The sequence below is a fragment of the Vibrio sp. L3-7 genome, from assembly GCF_963898195.1.
In the GTDB taxonomy this organism is placed as follows: Bacteria; Pseudomonadota; Gammaproteobacteria; order Enterobacterales; family Vibrionaceae; genus Vibrio; species Vibrio echinoideorum.
Map to the genome: position 1 here is coordinate 40,591 of NZ_CAWQUW010000045.1, position 15,864 is coordinate 56,454.

The 15,864-nt window shown below is 43.6% G+C and carries 19 protein-coding genes; 7 read left to right on the top strand and 12 right to left on the bottom strand.

Translation table 11 applies throughout. The features are described 5' to 3' along the window. Positions 1-86 precede the first annotated feature (86 nt). Both AACW75_RS20285 and AACW75_RS20290 read left to right on the top strand, forming a co-directional pair. Complete coding sequence (locus tag AACW75_RS20285; RefSeq protein ID WP_135458952.1) at positions 87-1,427, top strand: 6-phospho-beta-glucosidase; 1,341 nt, start codon at positions 87-89, stop codon at positions 1,425-1,427. A gap of 76 nt (positions 1,428-1,503) precedes the next feature. Then, on the top strand, positions 1,504-2,268 hold the full coding sequence (locus AACW75_RS20290) for a carbohydrate deacetylase (RefSeq protein WP_145570405.1): 765 nt from the start codon (positions 1,504-1,506) through the stop codon (positions 2,266-2,268). Positions 2,269-2,285: 17 nt separating this feature from the next. Here the strand turns inward: AACW75_RS20290 and soxR are convergent, their stop codons facing one another. Further along, entirely contained in the window at positions 2,286-2,726 is a 441-nt protein-coding gene (soxR, locus tag AACW75_RS20295) for a redox-sensitive transcriptional activator SoxR (RefSeq protein WP_017073537.1), read from the bottom strand. Between the two features lie 258 nt (positions 2,727-2,984). Beyond that, entirely contained in the window at positions 2,985-3,542 is a 558-nt protein-coding gene (locus AACW75_RS20300) for a DUF1439 domain-containing protein (protein ID WP_135458956.1), read from the bottom strand. A 162-nt stretch (positions 3,543-3,704) separates the two neighbouring features. On the opposite strand from AACW75_RS20300, the gene AACW75_RS20305 reads away from it, so the two are divergent. The 4 genes from AACW75_RS20305 to AACW75_RS20320 all read left to right on the top strand — a co-directional run bounded on the left by AACW75_RS20305 (position 3,705) and on the right by AACW75_RS20320 (position 6,763). Further along, complete coding sequence (locus AACW75_RS20305; protein ID WP_135458958.1) at positions 3,705-4,091, top strand: thiol-disulfide oxidoreductase DCC family protein; 387 nt, start codon at positions 3,705-3,707, stop codon at positions 4,089-4,091. 235 nt (positions 4,092-4,326) lie between these two features. Continuing rightward, positions 4,327-5,649, top strand: a complete 1,323-nt coding sequence (locus tag AACW75_RS20310) for an ABC1 kinase family protein (RefSeq protein WP_135458960.1) — start codon at positions 4,327-4,329, stop codon at positions 5,647-5,649. A gap of 104 nt (positions 5,650-5,753) precedes the next feature. Continuing rightward, a complete protein-coding gene (locus AACW75_RS20315) occupies positions 5,754-6,299 on the top strand; it encodes a glutathione peroxidase (protein ID WP_135458962.1) in 546 nt (181 codons plus the stop codon). After that, entirely contained in the window at positions 6,296-6,763 is a 468-nt protein-coding gene (locus AACW75_RS20320; RefSeq protein WP_145570403.1) for a DUF3429 domain-containing protein, read from the top strand. Before AACW75_RS20315 ends, AACW75_RS20320 begins: the two co-directional genes overlap by 4 nt. A gap of 56 nt (positions 6,764-6,819) precedes the next feature. Here the strand turns inward: AACW75_RS20320 and AACW75_RS20325 are convergent, their stop codons facing one another. The 7 genes from AACW75_RS20325 to AACW75_RS20355 all read right to left on the bottom strand — a co-directional run bounded on the left by AACW75_RS20325 (position 6,820) and on the right by AACW75_RS20355 (position 12,728). Further along, a complete protein-coding gene (locus tag AACW75_RS20325) occupies positions 6,820-7,254 on the bottom strand; it encodes a GNAT family N-acetyltransferase (protein ID WP_135458966.1) in 435 nt (144 codons plus the stop codon). A gap of 38 nt (positions 7,255-7,292) precedes the next feature. Next, entirely contained in the window at positions 7,293-8,069 is a 777-nt protein-coding gene (locus tag AACW75_RS20330; protein WP_135458968.1) for a phosphotransferase family protein, read from the bottom strand. Positions 8,070-8,132: 63 nt separating this feature from the next. Further along, complete coding sequence (locus AACW75_RS20335) at positions 8,133-9,107, bottom strand: phosphotransferase enzyme family protein (RefSeq protein ID WP_145570401.1); 975 nt, start codon at positions 9,105-9,107, stop codon at positions 8,133-8,135. A 39-nt stretch (positions 9,108-9,146) separates the two neighbouring features. After that, entirely contained in the window at positions 9,147-9,761 is a 615-nt protein-coding gene (locus AACW75_RS20340; RefSeq protein ID WP_135458970.1) for a LysE family translocator, read from the bottom strand. Positions 9,762-9,891: 130 nt separating this feature from the next. Beyond that, entirely contained in the window at positions 9,892-10,209 is a 318-nt protein-coding gene (locus tag AACW75_RS20345) for a hypothetical protein (protein ID WP_135458972.1), read from the bottom strand. A 139-nt stretch (positions 10,210-10,348) separates the two neighbouring features. After that, entirely contained in the window at positions 10,349-11,785 is a 1,437-nt protein-coding gene (locus AACW75_RS20350) for a lipopolysaccharide biosynthesis protein (protein ID WP_145570399.1), read from the bottom strand. 16 nt (positions 11,786-11,801) lie between these two features. Beyond that, on the bottom strand, positions 11,802-12,728 hold the full coding sequence (locus AACW75_RS20355) for a glycosyltransferase family 2 protein (protein ID WP_016785722.1): 927 nt from the start codon (positions 12,726-12,728) through the stop codon (positions 11,802-11,804). 261 nt (positions 12,729-12,989) lie between these two features. On the opposite strand from AACW75_RS20355, the gene AACW75_RS20360 reads away from it, so the two are divergent. Next, entirely contained in the window at positions 12,990-14,135 is a 1,146-nt protein-coding gene (locus AACW75_RS20360) for a glycosyltransferase (protein WP_016785723.1), read from the top strand. Between the two features lie 187 nt (positions 14,136-14,322). On the opposite strand, the gene AACW75_RS20365 is transcribed toward AACW75_RS20360, so the two are convergent. The 3 genes from AACW75_RS20365 to AACW75_RS20375 all read right to left on the bottom strand — a co-directional run bounded on the left by AACW75_RS20365 (position 14,323) and on the right by AACW75_RS20375 (position 15,863). Continuing rightward, positions 14,323-15,096, bottom strand: coding sequence for a ribonuclease H family protein (locus AACW75_RS20365; RefSeq protein WP_017073550.1), 774 nt, complete (start codon positions 15,094-15,096; stop codon positions 14,323-14,325). Between the two features lie 81 nt (positions 15,097-15,177). Continuing rightward, positions 15,178-15,483: an NIPSNAP family protein gene (locus AACW75_RS20370; RefSeq protein WP_029189615.1), complete on the bottom strand. Its 306-nt coding sequence runs from the start codon at positions 15,481-15,483 to the stop codon at positions 15,178-15,180. Positions 15,484-15,533: 50 nt separating this feature from the next. Further along, on the bottom strand, positions 15,534-15,863 hold the full coding sequence (locus tag AACW75_RS20375) for an AzlD domain-containing protein (protein WP_108208910.1): 330 nt from the start codon (positions 15,861-15,863) through the stop codon (positions 15,534-15,536). Between the last annotated feature and the right edge of the window lies 1 nt (position 15,864).

The window sequence follows — 15,864 nt, forward strand, 5'->3', positions numbered from 1 at the left end:
TTCATAAATCATCAATACTGGTTTGTAGACGTACTTACTCATCATATAGATTAAACCATGTAATCTACATAATAATGGTGAGTCAAATGAAGCAAGCACAAAAACTCAAAGTTGCGGTCATTGGTGGTGGATCAAGTTACACCCCTGAGCTGATCGAAGGCTTACTAAAACGCTATCACGAATTACCTATTTCTGACCTTTGGCTTGTCGATATCGAAGAAGGTATGGAAAAAGCTCAAGTGATTGCAGATTTGACGCAGCGAATGATTAGAAAAGCGAACTGTGACATCACAGTGCACCTCACGACAGACCGAAAAGCAGCGCTTGTGGACGCGAATTTTGTCTGTTCTCAATTTAGGGCTGGTCGAATAGAAGCAAGGCTACGTGATGAAAGAATTGCATTAAAGTATCGCATGATAGGGCAAGAAACTAACGGATTGGGTGGTTTCTCTAATGCTTGTCGAACCATACCAATTGCATTAAAGATCGCCAAAGAGATGGAAGCACTTTGCCCCAATGCGTGGCTGCTCAACTTTACCAATCCATCAGGTATGGTTACCGAGGCCTTGATTAAGCACTCAACCATCAAGACGGTCGGCTTGTGCAATATCCCCGTGAACATGGAGCGCGGAGCAGCAAAAATGCTTGGCGCTGTACGCGAAGACATCACCATGCAAATCGCAGGTTTGAATCACCTAGTGTGGGCCCGAAAAGTACTTCATAACGGCGAAGACAAGCTCCAAGAAGTGATAGACCAACTCCTCGGAGGCAATGACCAAATGATGCCTAAAAACATCCCACCCTTTGAATGGGATGCCGAGTTGATTCGCTCATTGAACCTGGTGCCGTGCGCTTACCTACGTTACTACTACCAATCACGAGATATTCTAGACAAAGAATTTGCGGCGTCTGAAAAGAGCGAAAATCGCGCCGACTTGGTTGCAAAAGTTGAACAACAATTGCTCGAAATCTACAGAGACCCGATGCTGGATACCAAACCGAAATTATTAGAAGAACGAGGTGGTGCCCATTATTCTGAAGCAGCTTGTGAACTAATGAGCAGTATTCACAACAACAAGCGTTCTATCATGCACGTTAACACTCGCAATAATGGGGCGATTCAAGGGCTTCCTGATGACTGCGCGGTAGAAGTCAGCTCAGTTATTACTAACAGCGCGATCCTTCCATTGAATGTCGAACCTTTTGATAGCGATACGTTACGCCTAATCCAACAAATGAAAGAGTTTGAAACCTTAACAGTGAAGGCCGCGATGACGGGGGATATTGCATTAGCTAAACGCGCTTTGATCCTTAATCCTATTGTTGATAGCGGCTCACACATTGATGAGGCGTTATTAGAAACAATTCGAGAGAACCTAGACTTCATGCCTGCGTTTGCTCATCGATCAACACAAAGTGAGCAGTAACCTTATGTACATTAACTCAGTCGAAATTAGATTAATTCAAGTTGTTCACAATCCATTTTAGTCACCAGAGGTCACGATGAAACTAATACTGAACGCCGATGATTTCGGCCTCACTGAAACGGTAAATCATGGCATTGTTGAGTGCTTCAAAGCAGGCGTAGTAAAGTCAACCACCATCATGATGAACCAACCTGGAACCCAACACGCCATTGAGCTTTATCACCAAGGTTTGGTTCCGGAAGTAGGCTTGCACTTTACGGTCACCGCAGGCAAACCACTGACGCCACCAGAGCAGGTTCCGAGCTTAGTCGACGAACACGGCCACTTCTTTTGCAACGTCACCCTATTCGATAAATCAGATGTGAATGAAGATGAGGTGATGCTCGAGCTCAACGCGCAATATCAAGCGGCTATCAATGCAGGTTTAAAGATCAACCATATCGATAGCCATCATTTTGGGGGCGTATTTAAACCTCTCAAAGCGGCGTTTACTCGATCAGCTAATACGATTGGCCTGCCTGTAAGACGCATCGACAACATTGTGAACGGGCAAGATTCTCTCTTAGTACCGACACCTAGCGCTTTTGACATGCGCTTTTTTGATGACGGGGTCTCTCTTAGCAACTTGCAAGATATTCTGTTGAGCTACCAAACTGCCACGCCTAACGCTGCTGTCGAGTTGATGTGCCACCCATCACTTAGTGTTGATGAAGAGCTAAAATTACTATCAAGCTACAGTGATAAACGCGTCGAAGAGTATCAGCTTCTCACTAGCCCAGAGCTAAAACAGTGGCTAGCTGACCATCAGATTGAGTGCATTGGATTCGACGATCTCAAATAGGGAACCTTAAGTCAGGGCTACTCAACGATCCGTTGTGCGCCCTGCCCTTGATCATGCAAAATATCTTCAGGGTTCAACAAGTGGCATTTCTGCATACTCAAACATCCGCAACCGATACAGCCGGTTAGGTTTTCTTGTAGCGATTTAATCTGCGCCATTTTGCTGTCGAGTTGTCCTTGCCACTTCTTCGCAACTCGCTCCCAATCTCGCTTAGTCGCGGTATGGTTCATAGGTAAGGTAGATAACTCTTCGGTAATCTCTTCCAGCGTGAAACCTATCGACTGCGCCACTTGTATCAATGCTATTCGTCTCAACATCGCCGACTGATAACGGCGTTGATTTCCGTTAGTACGAATCGAAGCAATCAACCCTTTGGTTTCATAAAAGCGCAATGCCGAAGGAGCCACACCGCTGCGCTCCGATAACTGCCCTATCGTCAAATATACGATGTTTCTCATTGTTACCCTGTCCATGGTGATCACAAATAAATGAAGTTCACTTTAACTTCATCATAACCACAGCTTACCGTCTTCACCAATTAAGAATTGGCAGAACTTTGAATGCGAACATCAACTATTTGAGCTGTCATTATTTTGAATGGTAACGATCTGATTTTAATAAAGTGATTGGCAATAAAGTGAGGTGATAATTAACTAGGGTCATAAAAAATGGCTACCCGAAAGATAGCCATAATACAGATTCGAATTTAAAACGAATTAGTCAAACAACTCAATAACTAGCTTATTGTCTTTAATCACCAGATTGGGTTCAGATGACTTAATCAACGACTCTTGCACTTTATTGTTGTCCAGTTTGTATACCGGAGACTGAGACAATGCAAAGCCGATCATCGATACGGCGGGTTTGAGTAATTTCGCTATTTCAGGAGAAAGCTGCTTTCCCTTCTCCTCAAAGCGCTCTAGTCGCAGTGACTTTAAATACACCTCGCCACTTTCTTTGTCGTATTCAGGGACTGCGCTGAATTCGATGTCCAAATCCAACCCCATATTAGGCATGTTGAACACCTGAACTTTTGCATTGGTATTCGCCAGTACAGAAACACGCTCGGCATCAGCTCGACCAATTTTTACCGCTAAGTCATCGACAGCAACTTGCGCATACATAACGTTTTGTACACCCACTTCCTGCTCTAACATCACCGAATCTTGAAGGTAGTTCGTCATTTCTTGCTCAGTCACGCTGTAGCTAACACAACCACTTAGCGTCAGGGCAGTCATAGCTATAATGAAACGGTTCATTAACTTTGTTGTCATTGGAGATAGGCTCTTAATTTGTAAATGCATGGAACGGATGTTACCTCTAGATGATACTGTAAAATAGTTCTCATAATGACAGTGTCGGATAACTGGGCAGAATGATCCACCTAATTGGTGATGTCGTATAGATTGGTATTGACGAAAAGGGTAAGGAAAACAATGACTGCATTAACGATATTTTACGATGGGACATGTCCATTGTGCGCAAAAGAGATGGCGGCACTTGCCAAGCATGATACCGAGAATAAGATTCAAACCATCGATATCTACAGTGAAGCGTTTTCAAACTACCCGCAGATAGATGCTGACGCAGCCAATACCATTTTGCATGCTTTAGACGAGAACGGAAAACTGTTGTTGGGTTTAGACGTGACCTACCAAGCGTGGCGCTTAGTAGGAAAAGGTTGGCTATATGCTCCATTGCGCTGGGCGATATTCAAGCCAGTGGCAGATTGGTGTTATTTACGATTTGCCAAGAACCGATATAAAGTCTCGTTCTGGTTAACCGGAAAGTCGCGCTGCAATGGAAGCAGCTGCACTAAATAGCTGTACTAAATTGCATTGGAATTAAGATATACCGCTGGCGACTTTGTAATAAACAATGCCAAATAATGCTGCGAATACCAATACAGTGACGGCCACTTTCAACCAAATAAACTTCATGTTTTGTCCTTTAAATTCTGTTTACTGTTTCGCGAGACAAGTTAGCACAACAAAACATTCGATTGTGTAATGATTGATAGAACTTTGTAGTGAACCTTGATTCCCAGAGAGAACCTTTATGTCGGCAAAAGAGAGAAACCTTCCTACACATCGTATTTCAAGATTCAGCAAGTTTGCCTCACTGGCAACAAGAGTCGCGGGCAATGTGATAACGGAAGGTACCAAGCAACTCGCACAAGGCAACAGGCCCAAAGCAAAAGACTTATTACTCACCCCGCAGAACATTGCACGCCTGACTGATCAACTCGCCCACCTGCGCGGTGCTGCCATGAAGCTTGGGCAGATGTTATCAATGGACGCGGGCGATGTCCTCGAACCGGAACTCGCCGACATTCTTTCTCGCCTGCGCTCAGACGCCGACCCACTACCAACAAAGCAGCTCAACCAAGTGTTAGAAAGCTCACTCGGCATCAACTGGAAAGCCGAATTCCTTTCCTTCAACTTTAAACCTATCGCCAGTGCGTCCATCGGGCAAGTTCACCAAGCCTACAGTGATGCGGGAGACAAACTTGCCATCAAAGTCCAATATCCAGGCATTCGAAAAAGCATCGACAGTGATGTGGACAACGTAGGTACATTGCTTAACATCGTTGGTTTAATACCCAAGTCTGTCGATTACAAAAGCTTATTAGAAGAAGCAAAGAAACAGCTCCATGATGAAGCAGATTATGCTCGCGAAGCTGACTACGCGACTCGTTACTATCATGCACTGAAAGAACACGCTCACTTCGTTGTACCTAAGATTCACCCTCAAATGTCTTCAGAGTCAGTGCTCGCGATGGACTTCATTGAAGGCGTCTCGATAGAGAAAATAGAAGGTTACGATCAAAGTACTCGTAATTTTGTCATGCGCAGCTTGCTCGGACTCATGTTCAGAGAATTGTTCGACTTTAAGATGGTGCAGACCGACCCCAACTTCGCCAACTACCTTTACGTTGAAAACACGCGCCAGATTGGGCTGTTAGATTTTGGAGCAACCCGTGAATACAGCGACCGCTTCAGTGATGGCTATCGCTTGGCTTTTACCTCTGTGATTAATCACGATGAACAAGGCCTCAACAAAGCGCTAGAGCAGATTGGGTTCTTTAGCGAGACGATTCTCCCCGATCAGCGCCAAGCCATTCTCAACTTAGTGACAATGGCGTGTGAACCTATGTTGGTCGACGAAGAGTACGATTTTAAAGCCAGTGGACTCGCTCAAAAGCTACGCGAAGCCGGAACTATACTCAGCATGGAACAAGAGTATTGGCACACGCCACCAGCAGACGCCCTATTCTTACACCGTAAAATCGGTGGCATGTATCTGTTAGCCGCTCGCCTTGACGCAAGGGTGAACATAAGTCGTTTGGTCGCTCCGTATCTCATCAGCGATGACACTTGATTTGTTCATAAATAGTGACGATTAGTGATTAGTGATTAGCAGAGTGATCATTTCCTGCTGCGCAAGAGTACTAACAGTTACGCCAACTAAAATGAGCCAAACCTATGAAACCTTCACTGCTTTGCTCCACCGCCCTGATTACAAGCCTAACGAGCTCTATCGCTTTTGCAGCAAGTTGCCCTGAGATACTCAACGGCAAGCAACGTTTGTTAAATTCGAACGAAGAGATAGAGCTGTGTGAAGAGTTTCAAGGCAAAACCCTTTTGGTCGTGAACACAGCCAGCCAATGTGGCTTCACACCACAATTTAAACAGCTAGAGCAACTGCATCAAACCTATAAAGATCAAGGCTTCACGGTTGTCGGATTTCCAAGCAATGATTTCCGCCAAGACAAAGGAAGCGAAGAGAAATCAGCTAAAGTCTGTTATCTCGACTACGGTGTTACCTTCCCTATGATGGCGAGAGCCACATTATCTGGCAGTAGCGCCAATCCTGTGTTTGCAGAAATACAGCAGCAAGCAGGTGTCACACCCAAGTGGAACTTCTACAAATTCTTGATCAATAAAGAAGGTAAAGTGGTAGCAACCTTCCCTAGCTCGACATCACCAGTAAGTGCGACACTCAAAAATGCAATTGAGCAGCAGTTATGAGATCTGAATACATGGCGACAACTCAAACCCGCAACACCATGGCCAAGCTAGGTTACATGGGGCTAATCCCGTTTCTATTTGGCCTATTACTGTCTCTGACCGAAAGCCAATTCCTAGGCCTCAGCGGCGAGACACTCTTCATCACCTACAGTGTGGTTATCTTGAGTTTTTTGTCGGGTATCTTGTGGGGCAATGGGATAGAGAACTTCGAAAGCCAATCGAGCAACAAGGCGCTGATTCTAAGCAACGTGATTGTGCTAGCCGCGTGGGTAGCTGTGCTACTTGGGGAACAAAAAGAGTTCCTCACTACTCTGATTCTTATCATTGGCTACATTGCGGTTTGGCGAGCGGAAAGGTCAATGAGAGAAGAGAACCAAAGCGAAGGCCCCGACGGCTATTTTGATATGAGAACCCGATTAACCTCTAGCGTGGTGTTGATGCACGGTATCGTGATGTTGACCTAGGTCTGTGAACCTTTAATTAAGGTGTGCGCCTTTGAATAAACAACGTTAGCAAGAAACTAGACGATGAGCTGCATCACAAACCTTGGCTCATCATCGCCAAAATAGTTCGACTCTTCTTTGATAGTGACAAAACCCATAGACACATAAAGCGCACAAGCCGACGCATTATTTGGATCAACGGTAAGCAACACCTTGGATTCTTTAGGCAGCGTTGTGATCGCCTGATCCATCAACGAACGTCCCACTCCCATACCTCGAAATTGACCATCAACGGCCAGTGACAAAATCCAATATTCTTGTGGCTTGTCTGTTGGTGTCATCAACACATAACCCGCAACTTGCGAATCCTGTTTCGCCACCAGCAAGCCCTTCCCCCAGCAATCAAAGGCCTGACGGAAGAAAAACTGCGGATAGGCGTGGTCGCCAAACAAAGCACGTTCAAGCTGGTAGATATCAGCCAGTTCTTGTTTTTCCGCACAGACAATATTCATAGATAGACCTTTATAGATTAACTACAACCGCCCTTCAGCTACAATCTGCCTTCAACTGAAGCCAGCCAAGTTGGCAATTGCTCTCTAAACCAATTGATGTATTTCGAAGCTTCAGGGTTGTTACGCGTGACTAATATATTCGTGACTTCGACTACGATCCAGCTTTTCGCGATGATCAATTGCTTTATTAAATCTTCACGAGGAATCAAGGTGTTATGGCAAAGGTACTGATCAACAATGCGCTCATAATCAGACAAGGAACCCATTCGCGAAACGAGTGGTGCCAAATCTATCGCGGGGCTACCAAAACCAAAACGCTCCCAATCAAATAGGACCAACTGTCCATTATCTCTTCTCCCCCAATTGCCCTCGTTCGCATCACCAGAAACCAAAGTTTGATGCTTAAAAAGATCGCTACTCAATTGCTGAATGCACAGCAAACCGTCTTGGGTTACTTGAGGTAATTTCAGAGATGCTAAAGCAGTACTCGTATCACTCGCTGTCCAACAATGCTCTTTGACTTTAAAACTAGGCACATATTGAGATTGATGAATACAAGAGAGTTGCTGATACACATCAGCCGTGGCTTGAAGTTCGGGTAAGTTCAAAGAACGAGGAATGTATTCGATAAATAGGTTATCGCCTTCAACAGCCAGTAACTCAGGGCTATGCACACCAAATAGTTGTTTTGCAGCACATTGGTAAAAGGAAATCTCTACGCCACCAGCACCTTGCTTTCGAATACAAGGTTCACCATTACACTCTCCCAATGAAACTCGAGCAGACCCCATTTTAGATAGATCTTTGGTGCTCATTGAGTGTCCTCGCATAATAAAGTGAAACAAATAACGTATAGGGCTAGCTATCTAAAAACAGACTTATTTAAAAAGTGCAGACTCAATTAATGACCATTGCTGTTCAAAAGGTTCAAATTCCTTATGAGGAATGAATTTTTGAGCGGCTAAGTTCTGTTTCACGTACACCTCTTCTAAAGCCCATATGTGGTGGTCAGCAAAAATACCCCATGCACGAGCACCATCGATAAAACTATCTCGTGTAAGCTCGTTAATAGATAAGTACCCGTTAATGAATTCGACCGACTTCTTAACCTCCATATCAAACATATACATGCAAGCACGAGCAATTTCATAGGCTGGTGGCATATATTGAATCAAGTCCCAATCAATAATTCCACTCACCCTTGAGCGTTCGTCAAAGAAGAGATTAAAGTGGTGGTAATCCCCATGAATGAGTGCTCTTTCTGTCTTAGTCTCGTAAGAGTGAATGCTTTGACCGCTAGATAAAAAGTGACGTTGCTGTTTAGCTCTTTGCAATGCCCAGTCGTTCTCGGTGCCTTGCTCACTTTTCGATTCAATAAGGTAAATGATCTTATCAAGACGCTGTAACCATACCTCTCGATTCCATGACAGTTGGACAACTGGAAACGCCTCATTTGAAAACTTAGTTCGAGGACAATGACTCAACTGTTGATGGAGCTTCGCGAGGGTAATACCAGCTTCATATGCGTGATTGGTCGTCAAAGCATGTTTATCGATCAACGAGCCGTGAGCCTCCGGAAATAACGCATAGTATTCAGATCCAAACTTAACAAAGCTTTTACCATCAGAGGTAAGACATGGCTTAACGATACTTAAGATTTTCTGAGATAAGAATAGCAACAATTCATGCTCATTCTTTATACGGTTAACATCGCTAGTCCGGTACTTTCGTAAAAATAAAGCGGGTGTAGACCCAACCTTATAGACAGAATTAGTTGCACCGAAAGTAACCTCCGCTAATGAAACATCAGTTTCGTATTTTAGCCAATGAGAAAGAACGTCTGTTCGTATCATATTGCTATAGTCTTTTTTACCTTTTGAAATCTTCATTAGCTACTGTCGGCTGATCAGTAGATTCGCACCAGATAGAGCAAGAAACACCGAGCAGGCTTTATTGAAGCGCTTGGCCATTTGAGGTTTTGAAAACCAATTTCGTAGATATAAGCCAAAAGCGGCATAGATAGAAATCGCGAGCATTTCTAATACTAAGAATGTGCTTCCGAGGATGAAGAATTGCGTGTTTACATTAGCGGTGACATCGACAAATTGAGGAAGGAATGCAGTAAAAATGAGTATCGCTTTTGGATTGCCCGCCGCGAGCGCGAACTCTTGCTTAACAAGACCAAACCAATCCTTATTTCGTTCAATATCCGCGACTGGGCTAGTTTGTGAGCGCCATAAGTTAAACGCAATCCACAATAAATACATGGCGCCAAACAGCTTGATGAGAAAGAACAAGGTTTCAGAAGTATAAAGCACAACGGCTAAGCCCGATGCAGCTAACGCGATCATGCCAGAAAAGGCAGCAATTCTTCCTAACCCAGCAACTAAAGCAGCTTGAAATCCATAACAGCGAGCGTTGTTCATCGACAATAGATTATTTGGGCCCGGCGTCATGTTGAGCGCAAAACAGGCAGGGATAAACAGCAGTAACTTCCATATTTCCATTGGGTGCTTCCTAGTTACAATATGCCAAGGTTATTGAATCGTTTAACGCAATATTACCTTTTATAACAGCATTTGAAATCTTTTATAGTAACACTTGAAAGCTGTGCCAATACTCTGCCACCCCCTTGAATTAGTTTTCGAAGAATTGCTCGTATTCTGGAGTCGACAGGTTTTCCGCAACCCCAATCTCGCCGACGATATAAATCGCACTCGCGAGAGTTTCTAACGTTTGATTCGGCTCGCGTTCAGGTACGTCGCCAACAACCGGAACAGATTTAGGTTCAGAGACAGAATTACAAACAACACTTTCACATACGATGTTTTGTTGTTCCAACGAGATGGCTTCTGGTACATCAAAGCCTCCTGCTGATAAATCAGAGTTAGAAAGGTCTAAAGCACCGTAAGAGAAGGTCGAAAACAGAGCTGAAAGTACAATCCACTTATTCATAATTCTTTCCATAGTTAATATTCATCAAACTTATAAATACTATCTAATCATAAACATTATGAACAGTGTTTTATTTAAAATTTCTAAGACTTTTGATTCACTGACTTAGAAACATTCGAGTTCTGAATAGGAGGTAATATCAACTTACCTGTGAATGTTTGTTTGACGTGAACCTATCAAGTACCGCCTGAGGGATCATGATGACCGAGTATTTAATAAAGGCCACAAGCGTCATCACTGCCACAAAGCTTCCTAAAATAAAGTCATGAACATCAACGAGCACCAATCCGAGCAATCGATCACAAGCGACCGCAACTACCGCAATACTGAGCGCTACAATCCACTTACTGTGCTGATAGGGTAACGGCTCCATTGTTTGACTAACGAAATATAAAAGTAGTAATCGCAATATGTAAGTGCCACAGAGAACAACAATAACACCCCACACGCCATAAATGGGCGTTACGGTGACATAACCAATAGCGGCTAAGATCGCGCATCCGCCTTGAATCCACATTTGTGATTGACTTGAGTTTCCACTGAAACAGCCAAGATTCAAATAGTCACCTGCGTTCTTGATAACACTAATGGCAAGTAATGCGACAACAATCGTACCCGCATATTGATAGCTACTAGGCAAAATTAGAGCGATAAAACCTGGAACAGTTAGAATCATCAAAGCACCCAATACGATGGCAAAATTAACGCCGACTAAGGCTTTATCAGCACAATGTTTACTGCCGCCTGTTTGTTGAAGAATGGCGACACGGTTTGGGAACCACCAAAGTGCATAGGGTTGTAATAACAATCCAAGAATCAACGCAAATTTACCACTGACTGCATAAATCGCCAGCTCTTCGACTCCAACGAAACTTGCCATGACCCAACGATCTAAACCCGTGATCATGTACATTGATGCCCCCCCGACCAAAGCGGGTAACCCAAACTTCAAGATCTTAGTGGAGTATTTAAAACAACCAAATGTTCCCATCTCTTGCCATTGATAGCGGACTAAACAGATCATTAGCAGCACACTAGAGACTGCAGCCGAAATCAACACACCATCAATACCATATCCGGCCTCAAGCAACGCAAAAGTCATGAAGGCTTGAACACCCGCTTTCAATACATTAAGCAGGCAGAATCGCTTCGCCATCGCGTTCATTCGCATTAGGGTAAGAGGAATAGAGATTGCCCCATCAAGCATCGTAGGAATAAGCAGTAGTAAAATTTGGTAGGGTTGAAATTCGACGGGCAACATTAAGAGTAACAACGGCATACTGAGCGCAATTAATAGCCCTCCTAGTACACACACCAAAACACTTAACGTAAAACAGTTCGAGATGAGTTCCCGTTTTTCATCGCCATCAGCCACGCCCACATAACGGTACATTGCCTCAACGATACCAAAGCTAAACAATATCGTTCCAATATCGGCTAACAAAACAATCGCTTCTAGAGAACCGTATTCTGCTAGCGTCATTTTGTGAGTAATGTAAGGAATCATCACTAGTGATATTCCTTTCATCATCACAATACCAATGGCGTAATAGGCTGACTGTTTTAAAGACCCCATAGCAATCACCTGTTCCTTACCATGCGGGTGTTAGGAAACTCTTACAGTCACCGATTAGGTGTCGTAACGTTCGCTTTTGAGGGGCCATAACCAAAGATCGAAAGCTATAAGCAACCGCCTGTTTGTTGTGGTGTAGACTTCGATAATAGTCAGCGTAGCCTTCTAGTATTCTCGCCTTTGCGATTTTAAAGCTAGAAGAAGGCAGGTTCCAACGTTCACTGCCATTTTGGTAACGCTGAAGAATAGTCTCTATAGACTGCAAATTCCTCAATTTGAAGCTTTCAGTTTGAGTGACAGAACTCGACCTCATTAAATAACCAACCTGCACTGAATTCAGCACACCAATCTGATGATTCTCACTGAGTCGAAGCCACAACTCCCAATCTTCCCCATACTTTATATCAGCATTAAAACTGTCTGTTTGAGAGAACACATCAGCTCTAACCATCACTGTCGATGTACCAATCACGTTGTTTTCAATAATGAACTCTAGTGGCTTTTCAATATTGAAGAACAACTCATCTTTCTCTTGGAACTGTGACCAATAGCTAAAGCAGTCAATAATCACTTGGTAGTCTTCAGTGAGATGTTCGTAATTGGTAAAACTCATCGCCAACTCAGGGTTTCGTTGATGGAACTCGATCTGTCGCTCGATTTTCTCTGGATACCAGAAATCGTCGGCATCTAAAAAAGCGATGAATTCACCGGTCGCCTTTTCGATCCCTAGGTTTCTGGCTTGAGGTGCACCTACACCCAGAGTCGCTATTTTAACTATACGTTCGTCGTGTATGGATGCGAGATAAGTTGATGTTCCATCATTGCTGTTATCGTCAATAATGATTAATTCGATATCTTGATGAGTCTGTTTGAGTACGCTGCCGATTGCCTTCGGAAGATAGTCCAAACAATTATAAGTAGGAATAACAATACTAACTTTAGCCATAGTGACGCTCTCGAATTTATACGTTGTACAGCTACTTCTGCATATCCTGTGCCGAGCATTCCTCACTATTAAACTGGCTTTATATCAGCAGCCTACGTGCTTGTTCGCAAAATGACGACCAAGCGCTGCCTGCAGAAATACTCAAATCTCCAATTTGAATGCCATTTTGAGAAAACCATTAAGAAGCGCCGAAAAAATACTCTTTCATCTTGGTTCGTATCTTGCTTAATCCATTTTAGTGGCCAGTAAAAGGAGCAAAAAATGAAAAAAGTAGCATTTATAGCGCCTACCTACCCTGTACTGAGCGAGACATTCATTCAGACAGAAGTCGACTCCGTGAAAGCGTGTGGGCATCAGGTATGCGTAATGGCATTCGAAGTAGAAGAAAGTGAAAAAGCTTTCGACTATGACATCGTGAAAATTGGCAAGGATGTTCGGGCGGGCAAGATAACTAGCATCAACTGGGTGGGTGTTGTCAAAGCGCTTTCGTTTGTATCTAAGCAGACTAGCATGCCGAAGAAGTCACTTTTCGCTTATGGATTTAAGTTGGCTTTACAACTCGCAGAAAAAGACGTTAACCATGTCCATGCTCACTTCTGCCAACACACCACTGCCCACGCTATTGTCGCCGCTAAGCTTCTCAACATCACTTGCTCGTTTGTCGCCCATGGCCATGATGTTTACGAATTCGCTTACGATATTGAACATAAGATTACATCGAGCGATTTTGTGGTCGCGGTCTGTAAAGACATGCTCACCGACTTTAATCACATGGCAAAAGGTAATATTAAGCTCCTGCATTGCGGTGTAAATACCAAGCAATTTCAACTACACCCAAAGACCGAAACCAAGCAGCTTCGCTTTGTTTTCCTTGGAAGATTAGTTGAACAAAAAGGTATCCACTTTCTCATTGATGCCTTAGCACCCATAGCTGAGCCTCTCGACATTCATCTCGATATCGTCGGTACTGGAGATCTAGAGTCCCAGTTAAAAGCGCAAGTCGAACAACAAGGGCTAACTCGAAATGTCAGCTTTCTTGGTTCAAAGCCTCATGGGTGGGTAAAAGAGCACTTACCGAGCTACGATTGTTTAGTCGCTCCTTTCTGCTTTTCAGAAACAGGTTGTGTCGATACTGGACCGTTAGTACTAAAAGAAGCCATGGCAGTCGGGACTCCCGTGATTACAACCAACATAATGGGCTGTAAGGAAATTGTCACATCTGACACCGGATTTTTAGTGAATGAAAAAAACGTCGAAGAGTTAAGAGAAAGCATAGAGCGTTTTGCGCAATTAAGTAGCGAGGACAAAACAGAAATGGGGATGATGGCAAGAACCCGAGTAGAGAAGCGATTTAACTCTCTTAAACAAGCTCAACAACTGTCTCATTGGATAGAAAACCCAGTTTAAGACTATCTAAAAACACGCAGATAGATGTGAAATGAATTAGAAACTAAAAATTAGAAGAGAAAGACACAAACCATAGCGTTACATTGATGCGCACTGTAACGCTTAATATGGTATGAGTTTGGATAAAACTCGCCCTACGCTGGGCTAGACTTGCTTCCGTGATTAAAAAACAGCTCGCCGAGCTTTCTTAACCCGCTCGCAACGCTAATATCTCAGTAAGATCGTCTGTCTCTGTATATCGATTCAGATCTTGTTCTTTAGAAGCAATCGCAACGATAGACATTCGATCTGCAAGTTCATTACCTTCAATACCAACGTGACCGTTAACATGGTGGATAGTGATTTGAGAAGCGAGCTCTTGGTACATCGCATAAGCTGGCTTGATGATATCGAGGTTTTTGATTTCACCACCCGACTTCGTCCAACCTTTTTTCTCCCAACCCGTTGCCCACTTAGTAATACAGTCAATCGAGTATTTTGAATCACTATAAATTGCAACAGACAAGCCGGCTTGCAGTTTCTCTTTTGCAATTATAAATGCTTGCTTCAAACCTTGTAGCTCTGCGGTATTGTTAGTACCCATTGGTTGGTAAAGACCATACCACAACTCAGTTAAATCGTTGTTCAGGTACACCGCTAAACCTGTACCGGCTTCACCTGGGTTTGGCTCACAACCGCCATCAGTAAAGATCTTGATATCAAAAGGCATATCAGTGATTTGTTGTTGAGAGAGAGGCGGAACCTTCGCTTTAGTCGCCTTACCCGCAGAGCTTGGCTTTGTAGCCGAAGAACCTGACGCAGACGACGTTTTACCACCGAAAGCAGATTCAGCCTCGCCTAATGTTGGAAACGATTTGTATCGCGCGCCAGCAAAACCATCAACTTGCGATTTACACTCATTCCAAGTGGTAAAAATACCCGGTGTACGACCTTTCCAAACCACATAATATTTCTTAGCCAAACTAACTCCTTACCAGAACCTTAAAACACAAACAGTGAATCGGTACATTAGATGCCACCATGTCATACGTTGCAAGGTCAATCAGTCAAAAACAGGTCTAAAAAAGCTTCGCTCATAACTCACGATGCAATCAACTTCATCTGCAAATTCAAACGCTTTAATACACTCAGCATCGCTCAGCGATTTAATCCGATACTCTTCATAGGCAGCCAAGCTTTCAAAGGTAAACAGCGCCAAAGCAATATTGCTCGCCCCTTCCGACGGCAAGAAATAACCATTGTGTTGGCCACCAAATTTAGCGACCAAAGGAATCCACATTTTAGCGTAGGTTTCGAACTCCTTTGTTTTCTTAGGATCAATCACATATCGAACATAACAAGTAATCATATCTATACAGCCCTTAAATCATGGGAGAAACATAAAACCTAAGTAGAAGCTCAAGAGAAAAGGTAATCAACTGCGACTAAGTTATAGAACAAAAACACGGCCATACTGACTCCAATCGTTAACAGCACATTGCCTGTTTTCCAAATCAACAGACCTGTGACCAGCGCGCCTATCAAGTATGGGTTTTCAAGGCTTGGCCAAAATGTCTGCTCTGGTGCAAATACAATCGGCCCCCAAATTGCGGTAAGCACAGCTGGGCTTGAATAGCGTAACAGGCGACGCGTGGTTTGATTTAATCGAAGCGGGATTGCTGGCTCTAGAAACAGGTACCGACTAAAGAAAACAATCGCAGTCATGAGTAATATCGTTAACCAAATCATC

Coding starts and splice junctions, on each gene's coding strand:
- AACW75_RS20285 (WP_135458952.1), top strand. CDS start 87: ATGAAGCAAGCACAAAAACTCAAAGTTGCGGTCATTGGTGGTGGATCA.
- AACW75_RS20290 (WP_145570405.1), top strand. CDS start 1,504: ATGAAACTAATACTGAACGCCGATGATTTCGGCCTCACTGAAACGGTA.
- soxR (WP_017073537.1), bottom strand. CDS start 2,726: ATGAGAAACATCGTATATTTGACGATAGGGCAGTTATCGGAGCGCAGC.
- AACW75_RS20300 (WP_135458956.1), bottom strand. CDS start 3,542: ATGACAACAAAGTTAATGAACCGTTTCATTATAGCTATGACTGCCCTG.
- AACW75_RS20305 (WP_135458958.1), top strand. CDS start 3,705: ATGACTGCATTAACGATATTTTACGATGGGACATGTCCATTGTGCGCA.
- AACW75_RS20310 (WP_135458960.1), top strand. CDS start 4,327: ATGTCGGCAAAAGAGAGAAACCTTCCTACACATCGTATTTCAAGATTC.
- AACW75_RS20315 (WP_135458962.1), top strand. CDS start 5,754: ATGAAACCTTCACTGCTTTGCTCCACCGCCCTGATTACAAGCCTAACG.
- AACW75_RS20320 (WP_145570403.1), top strand. CDS start 6,296: ATGAGATCTGAATACATGGCGACAACTCAAACCCGCAACACCATGGCC.
- AACW75_RS20325 (WP_135458966.1), bottom strand. CDS start 7,254: ATGAATATTGTCTGTGCGGAAAAACAAGAACTGGCTGATATCTACCAG.
- AACW75_RS20330 (WP_135458968.1), bottom strand. CDS start 8,069: ATGAGCACCAAAGATCTATCTAAAATGGGGTCTGCTCGAGTTTCATTG.
- AACW75_RS20335 (WP_145570401.1), bottom strand. CDS start 9,107: ATGATACGAACAGACGTTCTTTCTCATTGGCTAAAATACGAAACTGAT.
- AACW75_RS20340 (WP_135458970.1), bottom strand. CDS start 9,761: ATGGAAATATGGAAGTTACTGCTGTTTATCCCTGCCTGTTTTGCGCTC.
- AACW75_RS20345 (WP_135458972.1), bottom strand. CDS start 10,209: ATGAATAAGTGGATTGTACTTTCAGCTCTGTTTTCGACCTTCTCTTAC.
- AACW75_RS20350 (WP_145570399.1), bottom strand. CDS start 11,785: ATGGGGTCTTTAAAACAGTCAGCCTATTACGCCATTGGTATTGTGATG.
- AACW75_RS20355 (WP_016785722.1), bottom strand. CDS start 12,728: ATGGCTAAAGTTAGTATTGTTATTCCTACTTATAATTGTTTGGACTAT.
- AACW75_RS20360 (WP_016785723.1), top strand. CDS start 12,990: ATGAAAAAAGTAGCATTTATAGCGCCTACCTACCCTGTACTGAGCGAG.
- AACW75_RS20370 (WP_029189615.1), bottom strand. CDS start 15,483: ATGATTACTTGTTATGTTCGATATGTGATTGATCCTAAGAAAACAAAG.
- AACW75_RS20375 (WP_108208910.1), bottom strand. CDS start 15,863: ATGATTTGGTTAACGATATTACTCATGACTGCGATTGTTTTCTTTAGT.